The 22,679-nt window shown below is 51.4% G+C and carries 19 protein-coding genes; 13 read left to right on the top strand and 6 right to left on the bottom strand.

Going from position 1 to position 22,679, the window contains the following annotated elements; genetic code table 11:
• The first annotated feature begins 82 nt into the window (after positions 1 to 82).
• The 5 genes from ACFSW8_RS04060 to ACFSW8_RS04040 all read left to right on the top strand — a co-directional run bounded on the left by ACFSW8_RS04060 (position 83) and on the right by ACFSW8_RS04040 (position 8,624).
• Entirely contained in the window at positions 83 to 1,504 is a 1,422-nt protein-coding gene (locus ACFSW8_RS04060) for a sulfatase family protein (protein ID WP_377088827.1), read from the top strand.
• Positions 1,505 to 1,813: 309 nt separating this feature from the next.
• Positions 1,814 to 3,319: a maltoporin gene (locus ACFSW8_RS04055; RefSeq protein WP_377177519.1), complete on the top strand. Its 1,506-nt coding sequence runs from the start codon at positions 1,814 to 1,816 to the stop codon at positions 3,317 to 3,319.
• 28 nt (positions 3,320 to 3,347) lie between these two features.
• Positions 3,348 to 4,739 carry a sugar porter family MFS transporter gene (locus ACFSW8_RS04050; RefSeq protein ID WP_377088824.1) on the top strand — a complete coding sequence of 464 codons (1,392 nt, stop codon included), beginning with the start codon at positions 3,348 to 3,350 and terminating at the stop codon, positions 4,737 to 4,739.
• A 323-nt stretch (positions 4,740 to 5,062) separates the two neighbouring features.
• Complete coding sequence (locus ACFSW8_RS04045; protein WP_377177517.1) at positions 5,063 to 7,672, top strand: mechanosensitive ion channel domain-containing protein; 2,610 nt, start codon at positions 5,063 to 5,065, stop codon at positions 7,670 to 7,672.
• Positions 7,673 to 7,745: 73 nt separating this feature from the next.
• Positions 7,746 to 8,624, top strand: coding sequence for a DUF4339 domain-containing protein (locus ACFSW8_RS04040; RefSeq protein WP_377088822.1), 879 nt, complete (start codon positions 7,746 to 7,748; stop codon positions 8,622 to 8,624).
• 94 nt (positions 8,625 to 8,718) lie between these two features.
• Here ACFSW8_RS04040 and ACFSW8_RS04035 read toward each other — a convergent pair whose 3' ends face one another.
• Genes ACFSW8_RS04035 through ACFSW8_RS04020 form a run of 4 tightly spaced genes read right to left on the bottom strand, consistent with a single transcriptional unit; the run spans position 8,719 to position 12,274 of the window.
• A complete protein-coding gene (locus ACFSW8_RS04035; RefSeq protein WP_377088821.1) occupies positions 8,719 to 10,647 on the bottom strand; it encodes a hypothetical protein in 1,929 nt (642 codons plus the stop codon).
• Positions 10,628 to 11,050 (bottom strand): ExbD/TolR family protein, encoded by a 423-nt coding sequence (locus tag ACFSW8_RS04030; protein ID WP_377088820.1) that lies wholly within the window; start codon positions 11,048 to 11,050, stop codon positions 10,628 to 10,630. Before ACFSW8_RS04030 ends, ACFSW8_RS04035 begins: the two co-directional genes overlap by 20 nt.
• Positions 11,034 to 11,525 (bottom strand): ExbD/TolR family protein, encoded by a 492-nt coding sequence (locus tag ACFSW8_RS04025; RefSeq protein ID WP_377088819.1) that lies wholly within the window; start codon positions 11,523 to 11,525, stop codon positions 11,034 to 11,036. Before ACFSW8_RS04025 ends, ACFSW8_RS04030 begins: the two co-directional genes overlap by 17 nt.
• Before the next feature lie 11 nt (positions 11,526 to 11,536).
• Complete coding sequence (locus ACFSW8_RS04020; protein ID WP_377088818.1) at positions 11,537 to 12,274, bottom strand: MotA/TolQ/ExbB proton channel family protein; 738 nt, start codon at positions 12,272 to 12,274, stop codon at positions 11,537 to 11,539.
• Between the two features lie 260 nt (positions 12,275 to 12,534).
• On the opposite strand from ACFSW8_RS04020, the gene leuS reads away from it, so the two are divergent.
• Positions 12,535 to 15,348, top strand: a complete 2,814-nt coding sequence (gene leuS, locus ACFSW8_RS04015; RefSeq protein WP_377088816.1) for a leucine--tRNA ligase — start codon at positions 12,535 to 12,537, stop codon at positions 15,346 to 15,348.
• Positions 15,349 to 15,491: 143 nt separating this feature from the next.
• Here the strand turns inward: leuS and ACFSW8_RS04010 are convergent, their stop codons facing one another.
• Positions 15,492 to 16,178, bottom strand: a complete 687-nt coding sequence (locus ACFSW8_RS04010) for a hypothetical protein (RefSeq protein ID WP_377177515.1) — start codon at positions 16,176 to 16,178, stop codon at positions 15,492 to 15,494.
• Between the two features lie 284 nt (positions 16,179 to 16,462).
• Between ACFSW8_RS04010 and ACFSW8_RS04005 the strand changes: the two genes are divergently transcribed.
• Positions 16,463 to 17,371, top strand: a complete 909-nt coding sequence (locus ACFSW8_RS04005) for a hypothetical protein (RefSeq protein WP_377088813.1) — start codon at positions 16,463 to 16,465, stop codon at positions 17,369 to 17,371.
• 405 nt (positions 17,372 to 17,776) lie between these two features.
• Here ACFSW8_RS04005 and ACFSW8_RS04000 read toward each other — a convergent pair whose 3' ends face one another.
• Complete coding sequence (locus ACFSW8_RS04000; RefSeq protein ID WP_377088811.1) at positions 17,777 to 18,445, bottom strand: hypothetical protein; 669 nt, start codon at positions 18,443 to 18,445, stop codon at positions 17,777 to 17,779.
• A gap of 173 nt (positions 18,446 to 18,618) precedes the next feature.
• Between ACFSW8_RS04000 and purU the strand changes: the two genes are divergently transcribed.
• From purU to ACFSW8_RS03970, 6 genes are all read left to right on the top strand, one after another.
• A complete protein-coding gene (gene purU, locus ACFSW8_RS03995; protein ID WP_377088809.1) occupies positions 18,619 to 19,467 on the top strand; it encodes a formyltetrahydrofolate deformylase in 849 nt (282 codons plus the stop codon).
• A gap of 50 nt (positions 19,468 to 19,517) precedes the next feature.
• Positions 19,518 to 19,856, top strand: a complete 339-nt coding sequence (locus ACFSW8_RS03990) for a nuclear transport factor 2 family protein (RefSeq protein ID WP_377177543.1) — start codon at positions 19,518 to 19,520, stop codon at positions 19,854 to 19,856.
• Between the two features lie 148 nt (positions 19,857 to 20,004).
• Positions 20,005 to 20,427, top strand: a complete 423-nt coding sequence (locus ACFSW8_RS03985; protein ID WP_377088807.1) for a DUF4437 domain-containing protein — start codon at positions 20,005 to 20,007, stop codon at positions 20,425 to 20,427.
• Entirely contained in the window at positions 20,405 to 20,857 is a 453-nt protein-coding gene (locus ACFSW8_RS03980; RefSeq protein WP_377088806.1) for a DUF4437 domain-containing protein, read from the top strand. The genes ACFSW8_RS03985 and ACFSW8_RS03980 overlap by 23 nt, the downstream gene beginning before the upstream one ends.
• A 72-nt stretch (positions 20,858 to 20,929) precedes the next feature.
• Positions 20,930 to 21,787 (top strand): sialate O-acetylesterase, encoded by an 858-nt coding sequence (locus ACFSW8_RS03975; RefSeq protein WP_377177513.1) that lies wholly within the window; start codon positions 20,930 to 20,932, stop codon positions 21,785 to 21,787.
• Between the two features lie 9 nt (positions 21,788 to 21,796).
• A complete protein-coding gene (locus ACFSW8_RS03970) occupies positions 21,797 to 22,654 on the top strand; it encodes an alpha/beta hydrolase (RefSeq protein ID WP_377088804.1) in 858 nt (285 codons plus the stop codon).
• Positions 22,655 to 22,679: the final 25 nt, after the last annotated feature.

Below are 22,679 nucleotides of genomic sequence, written 5' to 3'. Positions count from 1 at the left end.
GGTGACACCCTCACCCTCTGCATGGCCAGATAGATCATCTGGCCATTTTTCGTATCCAGAAGGCCCCTAAGACCACCTCATCATGCGCCACATCATCCTCACAACACTCACCCTCCTCGGCCTCATTGCCACCCTCACCTCAGTAAACGCCCAGAAACCGAACTTCATTGTCATCTTCGCCGATGACCTCGGATATGGCGACCTCGGCTGCTTTGGTAACCAAAACATCCGCACCCCCCGCATCGACCAACTCGCTCAAGAAGGCATGAAGTTCGACCACTTCTACGCACAAAATGTCTGCGGCCCCTCACGCTCCGCCCTCCTCACTGGCTGCTATCCACTCAGAAATGCAAAAAAGCAAAACAAGGTAACCACCCACCCCTTCCTCCACTCCAAAGAGCTCACCATCGCAGAAGTCCTCAAGCCCGCTGGCTACCTCTCTGCATGCATCGGAAAATGGGACCAAGCTGGCCACTCCCAAACCCGCTTCGACCCCGACCTTATGCCCAGAAAACAAGGTTTCGACTACTTCTTTGGCACCCCATCGAGTAACGACCTCACCCTCCACCTCATGGAGAATGAAACCACTGTCTCCAAAAAGGCTGATATGGCCACCTGCACCCAACTACTCACCGATAAAGCCATCGCATTCATCGAGAGAAACCAAAACTCACCCTTCTTCCTTTACCTCGCCCACCCAATGCCCCACGTGAAACTCGATGCCACCCCACGCTTCAAAGGTAAGTCCTCCGCTGGCCTCTACGGAGATGTCGTGGAAGAGCTCGACTTCCACACCGGGAGACTCATCGATACCCTCCACAAACTCAAACTGAGCGCACACACCTACGTCATCTTCACCAGTGACAACGGGCCCTGGTATATGGCGAAAAGTAAGTTCCACCAGAAACGCGGAGAGGTCTCACACGGTGGCTCCGCTCACCCACTCCGTGGCTATAAAGTCAATACCTGGGAAGGAGGCGCCCGCGTCCCCTGCATCGTCTGGAATCCTCAATCCGTCCCCCCAGGTCACACCAATTCTGAGATCGCTCGCACCCTCGACTTCCTCCCCACCTTCGCAGCTCTAGCCGGCGCCCCTCTTCCCCAAGACCGAATCATCGATGGAAAAGATATCACCCCGCTCATTCACAATACGAAAGACGCCACAAGCCCCTCAAATTCCTTTTTCTACTATTCCCTCACCCAACTCATGGCAGTGCGAAAAGGGGACTGGAAACTCCACCTCCCTCGCACCACCAATGTCGCTAAAAAATGGAATGTCTATACAAAAGATGAAGACATCCTAGACCACTCCGCCCCACTCCTCTTTAACATAAAAACCGATCCCTCAGAACAATCCAACCTCGCATCCCATCACCCAGAAATCGTCGCCGACCTCACCCAACTCGCTAATCAAGCACGTGCCGATATCGGTGACTACAACCGTATCGGATCCGGCGCCCGCTTCTTTGACCCACAGCCAAAACGACCCGATATCTCAAAATAATCCCCCCACACAAAAACCTCTAAGTCTCTTTGCTCCACCATGCCTTTCTTCCCATCATGAAGTGATGGATAAAATCCATAAATCTAACATAGGCTGCGACACCTCCACACTAGCATCTAGCCCAGCGCATCCATAATGCGTCTCGAGTTTTTGAAAGATTCGCCCACCTAACACCAAACCTGTCGGATTTATCTTTTTCTCCTATAACAAAATAGGTTATGAGTAAGGATAATGCTAATCCCCTATCTAGTTAGACGCCCAGTCCCCTCTTTCTATTGCTGCTCTCTTTTGTTAGCCAGCCTATCAACGGTGTCTCACGCAAGTGATGACCCAGAGATCGCTGCTCTGCGAGACGAAGTCACCGCGATAAAAAAGTCCTATGAAGATCGAATCGCGAGCCTTGAGGCGCGCATTGCCGAAATGGAACAAGCCAAGCAGGCAGAGAAAACACGCTATCAAAACATTGAGAAAAAAGCCACATCTGCAGCCGCTGCGGCTTCACGTAACACCAAGGCTCTAGCAGTCCAGAAGGCCACCTCTATCGAACAAACCAATGAGGCGCTCCAGAACGAGCTTGATGCCGCAGATGACATCTCTCGTGGATTCACCTTCAATGGCTATTTCCGCTCAGGCCTAGGTGTCGACTCGACCGGTAATACTATGGAGGCATTCCGTAACCCTCTTGCACAAGCAAAGTACCGCCTGGGCAATGAAGACGACACCTATGTAGAAACCGCCTTCGGCTACCATTTCCAGAACCTGCCTGAGGATGTCGACTTCTCTGTCCACTTCCGCCCAGCCTATTCTATTCCACGCTCGAGTACCTCAGACTCTACCATTTCACTGCGTGAAGCCTTCGCCCAAGCCAAGGGAGTCTGGTTTGACCAAAAAGACATCAGTTTCTGGGCAGGTCAACGCTTCTACAATCGCTATGACGTCCACATGAACGACTTCTACTACCTCGATATGAGCGGCTTTGGCGGAGGAGTAGAGCACATCCCCATTGGCGACTTCGGCAAGCTCTCAGTCGCGTGGTTAGGCGGCAGCATCGACAAACTCAACAGTAACGGCTCAGGCGAGGTGGACCAAAAAAGTGGCAAAAATAGCCTCGATCTACGCCTCTCCGATGTCGACCTCCTCGGAGGTAAAGGCATGTTCTGGTTCGACCTCGCTAACATCAAAGATAGTGAAATGCCGAACAATCAAAACGTGCGCGTCAATGGTGGCAACGGCTTTGCTATCGGCCTCATCCACGATTACCAGAGCTGGTGTGATGGAAATATCCGAACCGCGCTGCAATACGGCAGAGGTGCAGCCTCGAACTTTAAAGCCACCGAACCTGACTATAACTTCGTTGCCGCTCCAGATGGCCAGCCACCTACCGAACTGAACTCCGACGATGTCCACCACTTCCGCTTGGTCAATGACACGGTGATCAGGCCCTCTGACCAGCTCAATCTATCAGCTACCCTCGTCTACGACTACTACGACACGGGACTAGCTGCAAATGGTTCCGTCAATTGGTTTTCATTAGGTCTTCGCCCAGTCTATTACTTCAATGACTACCTCTCCCTGGCTCTCGAAGCAGGCGTCGACCACGGTGACCAATCGGGCGGGCTCTCCGGAGAAGTCTATAAGATCACCTTTGCTCCTCAAATCTCCCCCGCACGCGACATCTTTTCCCGCCCAGCCATTCGCCTCTTCTTCACCTATGCTGCCTGGTCCGATGATCTAATAGGCACCGTCGCACCCCAAAACTACGGCGATGCCTCTGAAGGCTTCAATATGGGCGTGCAAGCCGAAGCCTGGTGGTAACCCGCCCTAACACCTCCACACTACCCTCATGAATAATCAATCTCACCTGAGTCGCATCATCCTCATCTCCATCGTCGCTACGATTGGTGGCTTCCTCTTCGGCTTCGACAGCGGTGTCATCAATGGCACCGTCGACGGCATGAAGGACGCCTTCCAAACCGACAATGTGGGCTCAGGTTTCAATGTGGCTTCCATGCTCCTAGGCTGTGCACTTGGCGCCTTCTTTGCCGCCAGCCTAGCCGACTCCTTTGGCCGAAAAACCATCCTCATTGTCTCCGCAGTGTGTTTCACCATCAGTGCCTGGGGCTCCGGAATCGCCAATGCTTCAGGTGAATTTATCTTCTATCGCATCCTTGGCGGCATGGCTGTGGGTGCAGCCTCTGTCCTCACACCTGCCTACATCAGTGAAATCGCTCCAGCAGAAATCCGCGGCCGCCTCACCACAATCCAACAAATGGCCATCATCAGCGGCCTCTTCATCGCCTTCTTAAGCAACTTCGTCATCGTCAAAATGGCGGGTGGCTCAGCACTCAACGAACTTGCCTTCGGCCATGACGCCTGGCGCTGGATGTTCTGGGTAGAAATTGTCCCCTCGCTTGCCTTCTTCTTCGGCCTCCTCTGTATCCCAGAAAGCCCGCGTTACCTCGTTGCCAAAAATCAAAAAGAAAAAGCCCTCAAGGTCCTCCAATCACTCATGGGTGACGAGGCAGAACAAAAATACGAGGAGATAAAGGCCTCGCTCGCAGCAGACCACCGTCCAAGTTTCCGAGATATTGTGGGTCCCATGCTAGGCCTTCGCCCACTCGTCTGGGTGGGGATAGGCCTCGCCGTCTTCCAACAATTAGTCGGCATCAATGTCGTATTCTATTACGGCTCGGTGCTCTGGCAATCTGTCGGCTTTGACGAAAGCGATGCCCTCCTCATCAATGTCATCAGCGGCGGTCTCAGTATCGCCGCCTGCTCAGTCTCATTGATGGTCGTCGATAAACTTGGGCGCAAGCCCATGCTCCTCATCGGCTCCATTGGAATGGCAATCACCCTCAGCCTCATGGCTATCGTCTTTATCTCGGCCGATGGCGAAGCAGGTAATCTAGAACTCACCGGAGCCAGTGGCCCCACCGCTCTCGTCGCTGCCAACCTCTTCGTCATGTTCTTCAATTTCTCTTGGGGACCAGTCATGTGGGTCATGCTCGGCGAAATGTTCCCTAACCAAATGCGCGGCTCAGGCCTCGCTGTCAGTGGACTCGCCCAATGGCTTGCCAACTTCGGTATCACCATGACCTTCCCCATCATGCTCACCGGTGTCGGCCTCGGTGGAGCCTACGGGTTCTATGCCATCTGCGCCTTCATCTCGATCTTCTTTGTCCGTAAATTCGTCCACGAAACCAAAGGCATCGAACTCGAAAAAATGCAGGGCTGAACTCCCCTCCTCACCATAATCTTTAGCCAAGCTCTGGCCAAGCTTCACCATCGCCCAGGATCCGAAGCAGCCCCCCACATCGCTCCACCAGATGTCCACCCCTGCTTTCAACATCCTAGCCCCCTCACTAAAACAACTGGATCTATTTGCCTCCCAACACATTTTCTGCTTTATTAGAAGATTGATAGATCACCAAACATCTAACACATTTGTGACATCTTTAATCTAACATTTAGACACTCACAGGAGAACTAATCTCCGTGCGCGTATGTCACAACTTAACTAACAAAGACGACTCTCCTTCCCTAACACTCTTGGATACTATGGCGACCACCTCACAGCATCCCACACAGATTCAGGCTTACCTTCTGTTCTTCCTTTTCCTTCTGAGCCCCCCTCTCATCGCTCAAAGCGCGGACACTCCGAACTCTGCTCCCTCCTCAGCACAAGTTTCCATTGAGCTTCAGACCCAGCACGACGCCGCAAGAAAACAACTCGCCCAAACCCAATCCCAACTCGACCGAGTTAACGACTACAGATCTAATGCTGAAAAACGCATCAAACTAATCGAGTCAGCCGACCTGCGAATCGATGCCAAAACCGGCCAGCTTCTCCGCCAACAAAGACTCAGCCTCCCAACAACCTATTCCCTTCGCAAACAACTCAAACAAGTCAATATCGAGACAACGAATGCCGAAATCGAACTTCTCGACCTCACCGAAACGCCCCCTCCACTCGTCGCCTCACCTGAACCCCATTCACCACCCACTCTCGTCAATCAATACCAAGCCTACATCACCACCCTGCGCCAACTCAGTGAAGCAACCAAAACAACACTCAACGCCACCGAAAACTACACAAACTACCTAGACGAACGCCTGCTCTGGATTCCCAGTGCCCAACCTATCAATTCCAGCGACTTCACAACCGAACTTGACGCCATCGCAAGCATCTTCTCGAAACAATCCCTCGGCGAACTATCCGATGGGCTCCTAAAAGACTGCAAGAACTTCCCCATTCTCTGGATCATCGCCACTCTCGCCTTCACCCTCCTGCTTGCCGTCCAATCGAAAGCAAAGAGAAGTATCGAAACCCTCGCTGTGCATGTTCAAGACCGCCACTGCGATTCTATTAAGCCATCACTGCTTGCCCTCTTCGTCACCCTTGTCCGTTCACAAGTACTGCCTGTCGCTCTCATATTCCTAGCGTGGAGAAGCCCTTCACCACATAGCTGGTCTATCGGTTTCTCCATCGCCGCCCTCTCACTCTCATTTCTATCATTTCTCAAAAGCCTCTCAGTGAGCCACGGATTGTTAGATGCCCACATCGAAACCGACAAACACAAGCTCAAACGCATCTACTTCCACAGCACCTGGGCACTCTACACAATCCCCATCTTTCTCTTTCTGGCATTTGCCCTCCCTGCCGCGACAGCCCAACCAGCCGGCCGCATCAGCTTCATCTTAGCGATGTTCTTGAGCATCGCCTTTACCCACAGCCTGCTCCTTCCTAAAAAACAACTCCTCGCATTTGAGAATACGCCTAGCTGGGCACTCAAACTGCTCTACTTTATTGGGCTCGCCCTCCCCCTCTTCTTCATTCTGGCTTACGCTATTGGCTACATCGACTCCGTTCAGACACTCTTCACGGACACCATTATCAGCATCACTCTCGTCGGAGCCACCGCCCTCTTTGCGAGCCTCTGCTACCGTTGGATCCTCGTCGCAAGACGCAACTTCGCTAAACACCAAGCTCGCAAGAAATACCAAGCACTACGTGCCGCAGAAACCAACAATACTGAAGAATCCCCCCCCTCACTAGAAGAACTCGAAGCCACAGAAGTCGATATCACAGCCGTCACCCACCAGACCAGACGGATCGTCCGCTTCCTCACCGTCATCATCATCGTCTTCGGCCTCTGGAATATCTGGAAACCCGTACTCCCTGCCCTCGGCGCACTCGATAAAGTCTCTATCGTCCAAGCCCCTGTTAGCTCGGAGCCAGCCTCCCACACAACAACCTCTGACCCAGCTACACCAATCACAGATATTGCAAAGACTGCCTCCGGTTCAAACGCCACTACCACCGATGATTCCCATTTCTTCCACAAGGGGATCAGCTTAGGAGACATATTCGGAGTCATCATCATCGTCACCTTCACCCTAGTCGCAGCCCGTAACATTCCCGGCCTACTCGAACTCAGCGTCCTGCGTAAACTTAATCTCAGCCCTGGTGGAAATTACGCGATCACCACCGTCCTGCGCTATGGACTTATCGCCACTGGTGGCCTCGCAGCCTTCGCACAAGTCGGTGTCTCATGGGGCAGCGTCAAATGGCTCGCTGCCGCAGTTACCCTAGGTATCGGCTTCGGACTTCAAGAAATCTTCGCCAACTTCGTCGCCGGTATCATCATCCTCTTCGAACGTCCAATTCGCCTCGGCGATATCGTCACGATCGGTGACATCACTGGTAGAGTCTCCCAAATCAAAATTCGAGCCACCACCATTAAACAATTTAATAACAGAGAACTCCTCGTCCCCAATAAAGAATTTATCACCGGACAACTGATCAATTGGTCCCTGGCCGATAACATGCAGCGCTTCGAAATTCCCGTCGGTATCGCCTATGGTTCCGATACCCAAAAAGCCACCGACATCCTCACCAAAATCGTCCACGACCACCCACGCGTCCTCGACGACCCCGCCCCCTCCGTCCTCTTCCAAGCTTTCGGTGCTAGCTCACTCGACTTCATCCTCCGCGGCTTCGTTAACCACTACGATGACCTCATCGAAACCCGATCAAACCTCCACTACCAAATCGACGCCGCCTTCCGTGATGCAGACATCGAAATCGCTTTCCCTCAAACAGATATCCATATCCGGTCACTTCCTGAACCACTCCAAGTCATTCATAACCAAGCACAGGATGACTGACTTCCTGTAAGATTCTCTTGCTTCCTCCCCCTCCTATCAGATAGGTACATTGGGCAATTACCTAGATACAATTATGAGCGACCCTCAATGGCACTACCTCGATGCCAATAACCAACAACAGGGCCCCATCGCTGGCACTGAGCTCCAAGCTCTCGCCGCTCAAGGGCATATCACTCCCACCTCACAAGTCTGGACCGAAGGCCTCGAAGGCTGGATCCCCGCAGCTCAAGTCGAAGGTCTCTTTCCCGCACCAGCTCAACCAGCTCAACCAGCTCAACCAGCTCAACCAGCTCAACCAGCTCAACCAGCACTTGGCCAGCCGCAGCAAGTTGCCCAAAATGCCTATGCAGCCCCAACCTCCGACCCAAGCCAAGCAGGAACTACTGGTGGCCAATACCCCTCCACCATCGTCACCGGCGCCAGCTTTGCCAAATACTGCTCCTTCCTTTTCGGTGGACTCGTCATCATGGTCCTTGGCGCCTACCTCTCAACCTTAGGTGAAAACGAAGCCCTAGCCGGTCTCGCACTCTTCGGTATCGGCTATCTCTCCCTCATGTGGGTTGGTATCCTCCATTACATCTTCATCTACAAGGCATACAAATGCCTCCAGCCTGGCGGAGCCACTATCACTCCAGGTAAGGCCATTGGCTTTCTGTTCATCCCATTTTTTAACATCGTTTGGCTCTTCATCGCCATTGGTGGCCTCCCTAAACAATGGAATTCCATCATGGAGCGCTACGAAAATACCCAAAACGCCCCACGCCTCAGTATCGGCGCCTTCGTCTGCCTCCTCCTGATCCCTATCGTTGGTATGCTCATCTGGGCCAATGAACTTATCAAAGGAATCAACTTCATGGTCAGCCTCAGCCGCATGAACTACGCTTCACAAAATTCAGGCAGCGCTGGATCTGGCCTCAACTTCGGCCCCGCTACGATTCCAACAAATCGCTAGCGCCCTGCAGCCCAACTCCTAGAGAAAAAGGCTGGTTGACCCACACATCACCCAGCCTTCATTCACAAACCACTGCCCCCTCTGAACGGTAATGTTACTCGTTGCCCGGTGTCAGTAAGAGCGAGAATCGACAAGGCCCAGGACCATTGACCAAACGTACTAACACCTTGTTGATGCCTCGCTTGAACCGCACCTTCCGAACCTGCTCGGCAATCACATAGGGCGATAACCCCGTGTCCTGAAACACAATCTCACCATTCACCCGGATCCTAGCAGCATCATCAGAGGCAAACGCCATGTACATCTCCGTCTCTTGCTCAAAAAACACCTCAGTGTACGCAAAATAGAGTGCATCGTTAGCCAGTTGCTCACGCGGAATGCGCACCTCCACCGTAGGACTCTGATAGAACTGCCAGGTCAACCTTCCATCCATCTCCCCCCGCCCAGCATAACCACGTTCGTCGTCGTATACCCGCTTGCGCTTTCCACTCGTGAATACCGCATCTAAGTCTAACTTTGTCTCAGGTGGGTAAATCCGAGAAAAATCCACCGCATTGTAGCGAGAAACACTCGCATCCCATGGCCCAATAATATGCCAGGTATCAATGAATACATAACCTTCTCTCGGACTCTTAGCCGTAAACCTCCGTCCCGGCAGCACATTCGCTAACACAGCCCTGCCATCCACCCTCACCTCTTTGAGCCGGTCCTGAGCCGCCGCTAAGCTACTCTCTAACGCTAACGATCTCCAGACCGCTTCCTTACTGCGCTGCCCAAGTCCATCCGCTCCTCCTCTCTCAGACGAGTTCTCAGTGCCTTTTCCACCACCACTACCAAACGGTCCCTCACCCTGTTCCCCCTCGCCAGGCTTACCTTCGCCCTCGCTATCCTCTTCCCCTTCACCTGGTTCGCCAGGCTTTCCTGGAACCTGCCCACCTGATTCCGCCAGCGCCCGCTCAGCACTCGCTTGAGCCTCATTGAGAGCATCAGTGAAGTTGTCTAACTGATCCATATTCTCTGGCATGGCCTGATTCAATCCTTCCTCTAAGTTGTCCTTCGCAAACGCTTGATGCGCTAACTTATCCAGAGCCTCAGGATAGGGAATATCCGCGGCTTCAGCTAATTCACCAGCCTCTACGTCTCCCATCAAATTCGTATAATGACTCGCCATCTCCTGTGAAAGAGCATGCAGCTGATCCATCTCTAAGGGTGCCAAGTACTTCCTCAACACCCGACGCTCAGGCTGACTCAACGGATGGTCTTCTGGCTGCGCAAATCCACGAACAGCAAGATTTCTATCCTGTGTCCGCAAGGCCTTCGCATTCGTCAAAATACTACTCAGATAACGTTGAGTCTGAGCTCGCACCATCACACCATTCCCCTCAGCCACAGCGAGTTGCTTTTGGAGCTCTTCCGCTCTCGCTACTACCATCTCAAGCCCTGCCTCACTTGGGTTTGCTGCATATTGCTTACCCAGCCGCTCCATCTCATACGCCCCACGTGATACCACACGTAAGTCCTTGGCGACCTCTAACGAACCACCTCGCCCATGCATCCGCATGTCGTTATATGCCCGAATATCCTCGCTGATAGCCACCTTGCCTTTCTCAGTGTGCTGGCCAATCAACCCCACTAGCGATTCAAATAAATCCTCGCTCTTTCTAAATTTAGCCGTTGTCTCAGCTTCCTTCTCTTCCGCTATCACAATCCGCTTCTCCAGCCGCACCAATATCTCTACCAGATGCTTCCGAGCCTTGGCATCCCGATGCTTTGCCAACCTCTCAATGTCTTTCTTGCTCAACTTACGCTTCGGCTTCTGCGCTTTCTTTTTCTTGCGCTCTTGCTTCGCCTTCTCACGCTCCTCAGCCGTTGGCATCGAAAGCTCCGCTCTAAATAAATCCGGATGCACTATGGCCGTAACACCCAGTGCCGCCGCCAATGCTAATGTCGCCCCTCCTGCTACCCTGCGCCCCCTGCGTTGGCGTAGCTCCATTGGGTCCTGCTTATTGGTTGTAGCTTTCATCGTATGTGCGGACTCCCACGTTGTTAATTTGATAAAAATTGCAAAGATCTAACACTTCTGAGACGTGTATGTTTTTTGTCTTTTGGTCACAGTCCAATCGGATCCCTTGCTCGGGATTACTCGCAGCAATCTCGCTAAGGTACTGGCGCAGCTCCATCCTTCCCACACGTACCCCATCAAAATAAAACCGCCCCTGACGATCAATCCCGATCACCGTGTCATCATTCGGCTCCATCTCCACCGCCGCATTAGAATACGGCAGATTCACATCAATGTCCTTGCTCGGCTTCTTGAGCATCGTCGTCACCAAAAAGAAAATGAGTAACAAAAAGACACAATCAATTAAGGGAGACATCGACACCTCAATCTCGTCCTCATCCCCATGCTTATTCCGAAGTTTCATCTCCCCCCTTTCGATAGATTGATTGAAAGTTGTCCGAGTCCATCGTCACTTTCACATTCTTAAACCCCTGAATCGTACAAATATCAAACACCTTCAATGTCTCCTGAAAATAGAGATTCTTGTTAGCTTGAATCACGAGTGGCTTCTCTTGTCCACCTTGTGCCGCTAGTTGCTGCAGATGCAGCTTCAAATCTCCAATCGGATCATAGAGTCGATTTCCAAAAGCATCCATTCTCCCATTGGGCTGCATCAATGCCCCCTCTTCGGTAATCCCAATGTACTGAGCGTCATTCTGCGCACGCGTCGCCAAACTTAACTCAGCGACCGGCTGCTGGATCGGAATCCTCCGTTCCGTCTTCTTCAGCATCGTCGTCACCAAAAAGAAGATCAACAACAAGAACACGCAGTCGATCAAAGGAGACATCGACACCTCGACACCATCCTCATCACTCCCCCCTTTTCTTTTGATTCGCACAACTCCGACTCTTATGCGTTCTTACGAAACCACTTGCGGTGCACAGCATCTAACTCAGCCTCCAACTGATCAGCAAGAGCTCCCAATCGTACTTTAAAGTAATGGAATGCAGCCAATGAAGGAATCGCTATGATCAAACCAACTGCCGTTGTTATCAAAGCCTTACCAATCGAATCCCCCAAAACCAATGCAGCTTCACTGCTATCAGTGAGCTTAGAAAACTTTGAAAAAGCTTCAATCATGCCAACCATCGTTCCTAACAATCCAAGCAAGGGGGCAATGGTCGACACCACTCCAAGCCCATAAATCTTGCGGCGGTGGCTCTCAATATCACGTCCCGCCAAATCCGCGGCACTCTCTAGCACCTCCGCAGGCTCTAAATCCTGATGCTCGGCCATATGCTGAACCACTTTGGTAAAACTTGATGGATGCTCTTGGTACAACGCCTTGGCCTGATCTGAATCCTTGCTCTCAGCCAATGCCACAGCCTGCGCCACCACACTCTGCTCCCCCACAATGTGCGAGCGTCTCATGTTTACCAAACGCTCCACCACAAACAACACACCCGCTGCTGCCACAACAAAAAGTGCCACGCCTGTCGCCCCCCCCTTCTGTAACTCGCTTACCCAGTCGATACTCGCAGCTGCTTCCGCTTCGCCGCTCGCTGCCTCCGCAAAACATTGCTGCCGAAGTAAAATCAGCCCAGCAAAACTGAGCATCCCCATCGTGATGGATCGTGTGTGTTTCATAGTAACGTGTAGGTAAATATGCCCTCTAGCGCCGCGCGTTTCCCGAAATGTCTAAAAATTTATCCAAATGCAATCGGCGAAATCAGTTTTTCTTTACCAACGCCTCACATCCGCTACACAGCTCTACATCAATTTCATGCGAGTGGTAAACTGCCCCTCGCCCACCAACAACCAACTTCAATTCTAGCTGCAAGTCGTATCAGAACTCTGGCTCCCATGCCCATTGATTCCTGAAAAATGACTTCGGCTCCGCCAATACCATGAAACCATTCCCATTCGACGTCTTCGAGCCTAAGTGGCAATCCATTTGGGATGAGAACAAAACATTCCGCACACCAAATCCAGGCGATGCGGACTTCGACCCGTCTAAGCCGAAGTACTTCGTTCTCGATATGTTCCCTTACCCATCTGGTGCAGGCCTCCACGTCGGACACCCAGAAGGTTACACCGCGACTGACATCCTTGGCCGCTACAAGCGCATGAATGGCTTCAACGTCCTCCACCCAATGGGCTGGGACGCATTCGGCCTTCCTGCGGAACAATACGCCATCAAAACTGGCCAACACCCGCGCATCACCACCGAGCAGAACGTCAACAAATTCCGCAAGCAGCTCAAGTCACTCGGCTTCGGCTACGATTGGGACCGTGAAATCAACACAACTGATCCTGACTACGTGAAGTGGACCCAGTGGCTCTTCATCCAGCTCTACAATTCCTACTTCTGCGAAGAAGAGAAAAAGGCAAAGCCAATCTCCGACCTCGAAGCAAAAGGGCTTTTCCGCGAGGAAATCGACGAGCAACGTCTCGCCTTCATCTCTGAAGCTCCAGTAAACTGGTCCCCAGACCTCGGCACGGTGCTCGCGAACGAGGAAGTCGAGGAATGGAAAGCAAAAGGCCACACCGTGGAGCGCCGCCCACTCAAGCAGTGGATGCTCCGCATCACCAAGTACGCCCAACGCCTCATCGACGAACTCGAGCCACTCGATTGGCCAGATTCTATCAAAGCCCTCCAAACCAACTGGATCGGCAAGTCCACTGGTGCTGAAGTCCAGTTCACTATTCATGGGGCAAACGGCGAAGCCGCTGACCCAACTAAAAACTGTCACGAAGTGACTGTCTTCACCACCCGCCCAGACACCCTCTTCGGCGCGACATACATGGTGCTCGCACCTGAGCACGACCTAGTGGCTGAAATCACTTCCGCTGATCAGAAAGACGAAGTCGAAGCCTACATCGCGGCATGTGCTTCCAAGTCCGACCTCGAACGCGGCGACCTCAACAAGGACAAGTCCGGTGTCTTCACTGGTGCTTACGCCACGAACCCAGTCAATGGTGAGAAAATCCCAGTTTGGATCGCTGACTACGTGATGATGGGCTACGGCACTGGTGCTATCATGGCGGTGCCAGCGCACGACGAGCGCGACTTCGAATTCGCCACCAAGTTCGAGCTTCCAATCATCCAAGTCGTTCAGCCAAACGACGAAAAAGTCGACTGGCGCGGCTTCACTGGCAACGGCAAGTCGATCAACTCTGGCTTCCTCGATGGCATGAAGACCAAGGACGCCAAGAAGGCGATCATCAAGTGGCTTCTCGATAACGAAAAAGGCACCTTCAAGACCAACTACAAACTCCGCGACTGGCTCTTCTCACGCCAGCGCTATTGGGGTGAGCCATTCCCAGTTCTTTGGGAAAATGGCCAACACTCAGTCGTGCCTGAAGACGAACTTCCTGTGCTCCAACCAGAGATGGACGACTTCAAACCAACAGGCGACCCACGTGGTCCATTGGTAAAAGCGACTGACTGGATCAAGTACTCCGAAACCGCTGAGCGCGAGACCAACACCATGCCGCAGTGGGCAGGTTCTTGCTGGTACTACCTCCGCTACTGTGACCCTAACAACTCCGAGCGCTTCATCTCCAAGGAAGCGGAAGAATACTGGATGGGTGGCAATGACAACCCAGGCGGCGTCGACCTCTACGTTGGCGGCACCGAGCACGCAGTGCTCCACCTCCTCTACGCACGCTTCTGGCACAAGGTCCTCTTCGACCTCGGTCACCTTTCCACAAACGAGCCATTCCAGAAGCTCGTCAACCAAGGCCTCATACTTGGGGAGACAGAATACTTCTACTATACAGACCCTGAGGGTAATGTGGTGGATGCGCAAAATCGCAAAGCGAATATTGATTACAAAGGTCACAAGGTCGAGGAACAGCACATCAACTCTGATGGTAAAGTTTTCACAGAAAAAGAGACAGGTATTACACTTGAACCTATCAATCGCAAAATGGGTAAATCCTTTGGAAACGCCGTGAGCCCTGACGATGTGATTGAGCAATTCGGTGCGGATTCCCTCCGTCTCTACGAAATGTTCATGGGTCCACTCACGCAAGTGAAACCGTGGCAGATGAAGGGCGTCGAGGGCGTCTCCCGCTTCCTCGGCAAAGTCTGGCGCGCAGTCTTCACGCAAAACCAAGCTGGCGAGTGGGAACTCTCCGAAAAGATCACTGAGGAAGAAGCGACTGACAAAGCACTCCTCAAGGTCGTGCACGAAACCATCAAGAAGGTAGGCGAAGACATCGAATCCATGTCCTTCAACACAGCCATCTCACAGATGATGATCTGCACCAATGCCTTCACCAAGGCTGAGAAGATCCCAGTGAGCCTGCTCGTCGACTTCCTCAAGGTGCTCAATCCATTTGCGCCACACATCACCGAGGAAATCAACCAACAGATTCAAAGTGTGTCCGAGTTCAGTGTTCAGTGTTCAGAAAATGATGCTGCCACAGGCAGCCAAACTCAGTCTGAAAACTGCCAACTGAAAACTGCCAACTTGCTGTCAGAACAGCAATGGCCACAGTACGTCGAAGAATACCTCGTCGAATCTGAAATCCAGATCGTCGTTCAGGTCAACGGCAAGGTCCGCGCTAAGCTCATGGTCGCTAAAGACGCCCCCAAAGAAGAAGTCGAAGCCATCGCCCTAGCCGACGAGAAAGTAAAAGGCTTTACCGACGGCAACACCATCCGCAAGGTCATCGTCGTACCTGGTCGCCTCGTCAATATCGTAGCAAACTAACACGACCTAACATAATTCACTCAAAAGCTGCAGTTTATCTAACTGCAGCTTTTTTCTTACCCCACCACACCATAAAAAAACCGCATGGTAAAAACCATGCGGTCACTTGTAAATCTGGCCGACCAAAAGCCGTCCAGGTAGACCTAGAAAATAAAGGTCAAACCAGCTTCAACACCATAGTAGATGTCCTTGTGCTCAAACTTCCAATGCGCAGGAAGACCTTCTTCATTAATAGTACTTCCATCACTGTAGTCACCTACCCAAAGAAGTTTTCCTGACACACTCAAAATAAGGTTATCTGTCAGGAAATGCTCATAACCAATGTTCCCATCAGCATAGAATGAGTTCCCTTCTAACTTCAATAGATCTAGCCCCTGAAATGCTGCATCATATGAGTTGTATGCAACCCCCATGCTCGCTCCCGCAAAAAATGCCCCATCATCACTAACAGGAACATAATGGGTGTAACCTCCACCAAAGGTAATCAACTGTACATCCTCGCTGATTTCTGGAATCCCATCTGCGTAAAATTCGTCATCAGTTAGACCTAATACTTGAAGATAAATATTACCACATTGACCCACTTCAGACCCCAATTTCACAGCCATATAAGGTTGTTCAAAACCCTTTAAGTAACCACCTGAAAGAGTCACAAAATTTTGATCTAACAAACCAGTCTTTCCGTCAGTCACACACTCAGCATCTTTCGCCCGAACACCAGAAAATGCGACCATTCCCATCGCACTCGTAAGCAATAATTTTTTCATAAATCTAATAAAACGATTACGTGTCAAAACAACACGCGCATTGAATGAACCAAAGCCCCCCATTGACAAGTCGTATTCTCGACATATCAAAAATTGTTAGAATGTTAGAAAAGTAGACTTGACGACCCACCACCCAAACACTTACCACTACCTCTTAGAACGCAACGACTAAAGCCATGCTTCTTCCTCTTGTCCATAGCTGATTCCCGCCACTGCCCTTGATACTTAACATTGGCAGTTTTCTTCCGTGAGCCAACCTCTGGCTCTCGAATCGCTATGATTTTTACAAAGTCGTGACCCTGTATGCACACCACTTTCTCCGTGTCATGGTTTGCGCCCCAGACAAGATGAAACAATCCGATCTCGAGGAATTGATCGACTGCTTACCTAGCGGTCGCAGCCTCTACACCTATGGCAAAGATTGGTATGCCATAGAACTACTCAAATACCAAATCACCCAACCCACAAGAATCCAACAACTCCGCGAATCACGCTTCGGCAAACTCATGCAAAAACCGAAAGTCCGCCAGTGGCTAGGTGCACTCGGAGGCTCAACTATCGCCCCTCAAGACATCAACCTCATCTATCCCGAGGAAGCGGAAACCTTCCGCCTTGCTGTCGACTCATTCGATGGATGGATTCAAACCACCCGTAAAAACAAACAATGCTGGAATCTCGTCCTCCAGCTCAACCTCAATGAATCAGATGCTCGCTTTCTCGACCAATACAACGTCCTGCGAGAGAATGACCCCTTTGAGTGGCTCTGCCACCCTGTCAGTCGATCCCGCCATCGCACACTCGCTTGGGCCCGTATCGACCTAGACTGGGAAAGCGGCGAAGTCCTCATCGAGGAAATCCAAAACGACCGCATCCGTGAAGCAAAAAGCCTCCTCCATAGCGCCAAAAAACACGGAGACGGTCAGACCTTCAAGCGATGGGGAACCGAATATCCAGTGAAATTCTTTGAGGAATACTGGAACAAACACATCCAACCTCTGAGTCGTTTCTGGGATGAAGCCATGCTCAGTGCCACTCTGAAGTTTATTCGTGAAGAACTTGGACTCCGCTCCATCTTCTACCACACACCTCTCTCAGGAAGTGCCTACAAAGGCGAATCTGCACAAGACGCCCCAAAGTCCATCTATACCAAACTTCCCCAAAAGTTCTGCTTCGAGTTGACCGACCAACGCCCCTGCTTCGCCCCCAAAGTGCATCGGAAAATTCCACATGCACACTTCCTCCACCTCCAACTCTAATACCACTTCGTGATTCAAAAGTGCCAAATGAGGCTGCAATTTGTTCAGAAATCAAGACGAGATGAAGAAGTCCCGTACGCACGGGAGAACTGAAGAAAAGCGCTGATTGATAAACAAACAGACCGATCCACACTTCTCTCGCGTAACGCAATGCCTCAAGCCCCCCAAAAAATTATCATTTGCCTCTTTTGAACTGCGATTTGGTATCAATCCTCCATCCCACGTAAAAGGCCGCCAAGGGTTTCCCCCAGACGGCCTCTCCTACACAATGAAAACATGAGATTTGCTGACGCGCAGCAATTCACATGCCTACCTATACGACGGCTCATTGGGTATTTATCAAAATCGATACATTTTTTTCATTTCCTGACAAAAAACATCGATTCCTAAAAAATGCACACGCCTTCACCCACGCCTCCTAAAACCCAAAACCCCCACAGTACCAATGACTAGCAACCCAAAAGAACTCAGCTCTGGTATAGCAACAAATTTTACCTCCCCTAATCCCACACGATCACCTCCACTCGCACTGCCTCCAAAATGATTGTCCTGAATCGTCATCCGCACCGTATTGGCGGAAAATGTCCCTCCCAAATTTAAAGTCTCCGCATTCTGCACTGCAAAATCACTCAAGCTGTTACTCACAGTCGTCGATGACGTATACGAGCCGCCGCCATCCGTCGAAAACTCAAAGAAAAACTCTCGGGCCTCATTCCCATTCGCAGCATTGAAATGATAACCCCAAAATACAAAATCCGTCAGAGCATAGCTTCCACCTAAATCGAATTCGAACACAGGCGTCACCCCAGGGCTGCTTACCAAAAAATAGTCATCAGCTCCATTAGGATTCGTTGTCGTCCAAGCATTCGTATTCGCAGCCGAGGCATGTGTGATGCTAGTATAATTAGAAAAATCAGCAGCCCCACTTAAACCAGAATCATTAATCAAATTGGCAGCGGGAAAAAACTCCGACACTCCGCTCGAGTTCGTCAAGCCAGTCGGGGTGACCAAAATCGCTGCTCCTGCGCATGCACTTCCTAATAACAATCCTGTCAGTGATCTTAATAGCATCATTTCATTTATGGGGTTTTAGCCTACCACTCTAGTAAGCTATCTCATTGAAAGTCAATATTCATCCCATAAGCTAGACCATTTGACCCTATTGCCAGCTTTCCACACTTGAAATGCTGCCGCACTTAAACATTCTCAAACCCACTGCTACCATCCTATAAAAGAATCCCACTGCCATGCTCATTCTCAAACTCTCCTGCCCAGACCAACACGGTATCGTCGCAAAAATCGCTAGCTATATCGCCTCCCATAATGGCAACCTCCTCGAGTTCAACCAATTTACCAATACTCTCGATAGTAAATTCTTCGCCCGCGTAGAAATCGATACCTCATCCCTCGATGTCGAACTCGCCTCCTTCATCGCAGGCTTCGCCGTCCTCGGTGAATCACTTAAAGCCCAATGGCACTTCCGGGAAGCTCCCTTCAAGCTCCGCACTGCCATCCTTGTCACCAAAACCACACACTGCCTCAATGAAATCCTCTGGAGAGTCAGTGAAAATGACCTCCCACTCGAGATTACCTCCATCATTGGCAACCGCGCCCATTGCAAAACCATCGCTGACAAAGAGGGCATTCCCTTCCACCACGTCGAAATGGATGGAGAACTAAAAAATACCGGCTTCGAACACATTGCCAAAATCCTCAGAGACGAACACGTCCAACTCGGCATCCTCGCTCGCTTCATGCAAATCCTCCCCAATTGGTTCTGCGAGGAATTTTCAGGTAAACTCATCAACATCCACCATTCCTTCCTCCCTGCCTTCATCGGTGCCAATCCCTACCGCCAAGCCTATAACCGTGGCGTCAAACTTATCGGTGCCACCTGCCACTATGTCACCTCTGATCTCGACGCAGGCCCCATCATCGAACAAGAAGTCAAACGCGTCCTCCACTCACATTCCCCCCAAGACCTCATGCGCCTTGGTCGTGATTGCGAACGAATCGCCCTCGCCCGAGGCATCCGCTACCACGCCTACGACCGCACCATTATCGACGGCAACCGCGCCATCGTCTTCGAGGATTAATCCCATAACAAAAAACTCCCCCCTCCCATCCCCTAGATAACAAACAGCTCATTCAGTCTTGGGTGGAGACCTTCAACCGCGGTGATGCCATAGCCCTCTCTAACTTTTATTCAGAGGATGCAATCAATCACCAAGTTGCCAACTCCCCATTTGTCGGCAAAATTGCCATCCGCGAAATGTTTGCCGCAGAATTCTCCCAAACGAAGATGACCTGCCTTATCGAAAATATCTTCCTAGATGGTGATTGGGCCATTCTTGAATGGAAAGACCCTCTGGGCTTGAGAGGCTGTGCATTCTTCCACATCCACCACAGCAAAATCGTCCTCCAAAGAGGCTATTGGGATAAACTTTCATTTCTTCGAATGCATAACCTCCCCATTCCAGATTAGAAATCTAGTCAGCCTATCAGACCTCCAACTCAGCTCGCACAAAACGTGTTTGCTCCCACTACCCGCTGCCTATAAACTACGAGCTACCTCTCTCCCCCAATCAGGCAACACATTCCAAGAGCCCCCTTAAACAAGCTACTCTCATCTCATGAAAAAACACCTCCCTATTCTAACAGCGTGCCTCACCACTACGGTCGTGATCGCTCAAATCACAACGAATGAACTCCTCACAAAGAAGAGAGACGTCGTAACTGCCGCCCAAGTTTCATGGGGCGCCCTCAATCCAGCACGCGGAGATAAAGGTCCCAGAGCTGGAGCTCTCTGGAACGACCGGACAACAAAAAAACCTTCCGGCTTTCTCGTGCGCTTCTCCGATGGATTCTCCTCTCCTCCACACATCCATAATGTCACCTACCGTGGTGTGGTTATCAGCGGTCAGATTCACAACGATGACCCCGAGGCCACGGAAATGTGGATGCCCCCCGGCTCATTCTGGACACAACCAGCCGGAGAAGTGCACGTCACCTCAGGAAAAAGGAAAAGACGCTATGGCATACATAGAAATCGATAGCGGCCCCTATCTTGTCATGCCTAAAGAAAAGGCCTTCGATAAAGGCGAACGCCCAGTCAATATCGTGCCATCTAACCTTGTCTGGCTCAAACACGCCCAAACAAGCTGGATCACTCCACATACCTCCGAAAGCCCTTCTCCAGAAATTGCATTTCTGTGGGGCAACCCTAGCGCCCAACAGAAAAGCGGCTCCTTCCTCCGCCTCCCAAATACCTTCAAGGGTGAGATCAAATCCCAAAATGGTCTACTTCGTATCGTAGTGGTCAAAGGACAGCTGAATGACACCCAAGATCCGATCCTTACCCTCAGCCCTGGTGAGTTTTTTACAATCAAAGACAACCAAAGTATGCCGATCCAAACAGAGGCTGACAACGACTGCACCCTCTATATCCATGCGGACGGCGCCTACACAGTAACCACTGCCGAGTAGCCCCGCCGACTCCCCGATTATTTCCATTCCCAGAACTTGAAAGATCCCCCCACGCTTGGCAGTATCTTGTCCATGCGCCTACTCACTTCTATCCTACTCTTGGTTCTTCCACTCACCGCCGCCGAAGTGGATGTCTACCTCCTTGGTGGCCAGTCTAACATGCAAGGGATTGGCAAAATCGCCCAACTCCCCAACGCCCAAGATATCGACCTTTCCCGCACGCACTTCTTCACTGGCAAAGGTTTTGAAACCATCCAGTTAGGGAAAACTAAAACCTCTGCAAGACCAGCTGACTTCGGCCCCGAGATCGGTTTCGGCCAAGTCATGAACCAGAAGGGAAAAGAAATCTACATCATCAAGTACTTCGCCAGCGGCATGCCCCTTCACCCCGGCTGGAATCGAAACAAATGGGTCGGGCTCCCAGCGGCCCCGAAACGTACCAACTTCTACCCAGGTACCAATGCGCAAGACCCCAATAAAGGTCGCCTCTACCTCGCCATGCAAAAACGCTTCGCCTCAGGTGTCCAATCACTCAAAGCCGCTGGACACACACCCAAAATCCGCGGCTTCCTCTGGATGCAAGGAGAACAAGATTCAAAAAATCAAACCTCCGCCACCACCTACGCTAAGCATCTCAAACTCCTGAAAAATCGCCTTTCTGAAGATATGAATGTCGACCCACTCCCCCTGGTCTTCGGTCAAGTCCTCCCCTACACGCCTGCTCTCGATCGCTTCACTCACCGCACCGAAATCCGCCAGCAAATGGCAGCCGCCGATTCCAAATCAGGCAAGTCCGAAAGCATCCCCACTACCACCATGGTTTCCACCGACCCCTTCCCACTCCTCAAGGACAAAGTCCACTACAATGCTGAAGGTCAACTCCTCCTTGGCCAAGCTTTTGCTGACGCTATGCTCGAACTTCAAAAATAGTTCTCATCTATGTTCTTTCGCTTACTCACCCTCACCACCCTACTTAGCTCCCTTACCCTAGCCACGCCCGCAGTAATCGACCTCTGGCCACACTCAGTCCCCGGCCAAAATACACCTAAACAAGCACCAGAAGTCTCCCCTAACAAAGCAGGCAATGTCACCCGGCTCTCCAAAGTCACCACCCCCACACTCACCGTCTATCACCCCACCCCAGAAACAAATAACCACACCGCCATTATCGTCTGCCCAGGCGGAGGCTACAATATCCTCGCCATCGACAAGGAAGGCTATGAAATCGGCCAATGGCTCAGTAAACACGGCTATACCGCCTGTGTCCTCCAATACCGAGTCCCGCGTAACCAAGATGGCGCCCTTCAAGATGCCCAACGCGCAATACGTCTCGCCCGCTCAAAATCTCAACAATGGAGCACCAACAAAGTGGGAGTTCTCGGCTTTTCCGCTGGCGGCTCACTCAGCGCCCGTGTGAGCGCACTCCACCCCACACCCCTCTATCCCCCAATAGATGTAATAGACAATCACACTCCCAGACCTGACTTCGCTATTCTCATCTACCCAGCTTTTCTCGACCAAGGGCCCCAGCAATCACTCAGCCCTGATATTCAAATCGATCCAAACTTCCCCCCATCATTCCTCTTTGTCACCGGCGATGATCGATTCGCTAACAGTAGCCTCGTCATGGCAAAATCCCTTCAAAGCAAGAAACGCCCTTACCAGCTCCATATCTACCCAAAGGGTGGACACGGCTACGGTATACGCCCAGGCAACCCAGCCGCTGAAACCTGGCCTAACCTCTGCATCAAATGGCTGAATAAAAATGTCCTAACACAACCTCTGAGTAAAAAATAACCTAGTTGGTGTCAGCCTCCCCCCT

Source organism: Rubritalea tangerina, assembly GCF_042683245.1.
Classification (GTDB): Bacteria; Verrucomicrobiota; Verrucomicrobiia; order Verrucomicrobiales; family Akkermansiaceae; genus Rubritalea; species Rubritalea tangerina.
This window is presented reverse-complemented; position numbering and strand designations above follow the sequence as displayed.

Excerpts from the sequence above, each read along its gene's own strand:
- leuS (WP_377088816.1), top strand. The coding sequence starts at position 12,535 with ATGAAACCATTCCCATTCGACGTCTTCGAGCCTAAGTGGCAATCCATT.
- ACFSW8_RS03980 (WP_377088806.1), top strand. The coding sequence starts at position 20,405 with ATGGCATACATAGAAATCGATAGCGGCCCCTATCTTGTCATGCCTAAA.
- ACFSW8_RS04020 (WP_377088818.1), bottom strand. The coding sequence starts at position 12,274 with ATGAAACACACACGATCCATCACGATGGGGATGCTCAGTTTTGCTGGG.
- ACFSW8_RS04050 (WP_377088824.1), top strand. The coding sequence starts at position 3,348 with ATGAATAATCAATCTCACCTGAGTCGCATCATCCTCATCTCCATCGTC.
- ACFSW8_RS03975 (WP_377177513.1), top strand. The coding sequence starts at position 20,930 with ATGCGCCTACTCACTTCTATCCTACTCTTGGTTCTTCCACTCACCGCC.
- ACFSW8_RS04010 (WP_377177515.1), bottom strand. The coding sequence starts at position 16,178 with ATGGGGGGCTTTGGTTCATTCAATGCGCGTGTTGTTTTGACACGTAAT.
- purU (WP_377088809.1), top strand. The coding sequence starts at position 18,619 with ATGCTCATTCTCAAACTCTCCTGCCCAGACCAACACGGTATCGTCGCA.
- ACFSW8_RS04060 (WP_377088827.1), top strand. The coding sequence starts at position 83 with ATGCGCCACATCATCCTCACAACACTCACCCTCCTCGGCCTCATTGCC.
- ACFSW8_RS04040 (WP_377088822.1), top strand. The coding sequence starts at position 7,746 with ATGAGCGACCCTCAATGGCACTACCTCGATGCCAATAACCAACAACAG.
- ACFSW8_RS04035 (WP_377088821.1), bottom strand. The coding sequence starts at position 10,647 with ATGAAAGCTACAACCAATAAGCAGGACCCAATGGAGCTACGCCAACGC.
- ACFSW8_RS03985 (WP_377088807.1), top strand. The coding sequence starts at position 20,005 with ATGAAAAAACACCTCCCTATTCTAACAGCGTGCCTCACCACTACGGTC.
- ACFSW8_RS04005 (WP_377088813.1), top strand. The coding sequence starts at position 16,463 with ATGAAACAATCCGATCTCGAGGAATTGATCGACTGCTTACCTAGCGGT.
- ACFSW8_RS04000 (WP_377088811.1), bottom strand. The coding sequence starts at position 18,445 with ATGATGCTATTAAGATCACTGACAGGATTGTTATTAGGAAGTGCATGC.
- ACFSW8_RS04030 (WP_377088820.1), bottom strand. The coding sequence starts at position 11,050 with ATGAAACTTCGGAATAAGCATGGGGATGAGGACGAGATTGAGGTGTCG.
- ACFSW8_RS03970 (WP_377088804.1), top strand. The coding sequence starts at position 21,797 with ATGTTCTTTCGCTTACTCACCCTCACCACCCTACTTAGCTCCCTTACC.
- ACFSW8_RS04045 (WP_377177517.1), top strand. The coding sequence starts at position 5,063 with ATGGCGACCACCTCACAGCATCCCACACAGATTCAGGCTTACCTTCTG.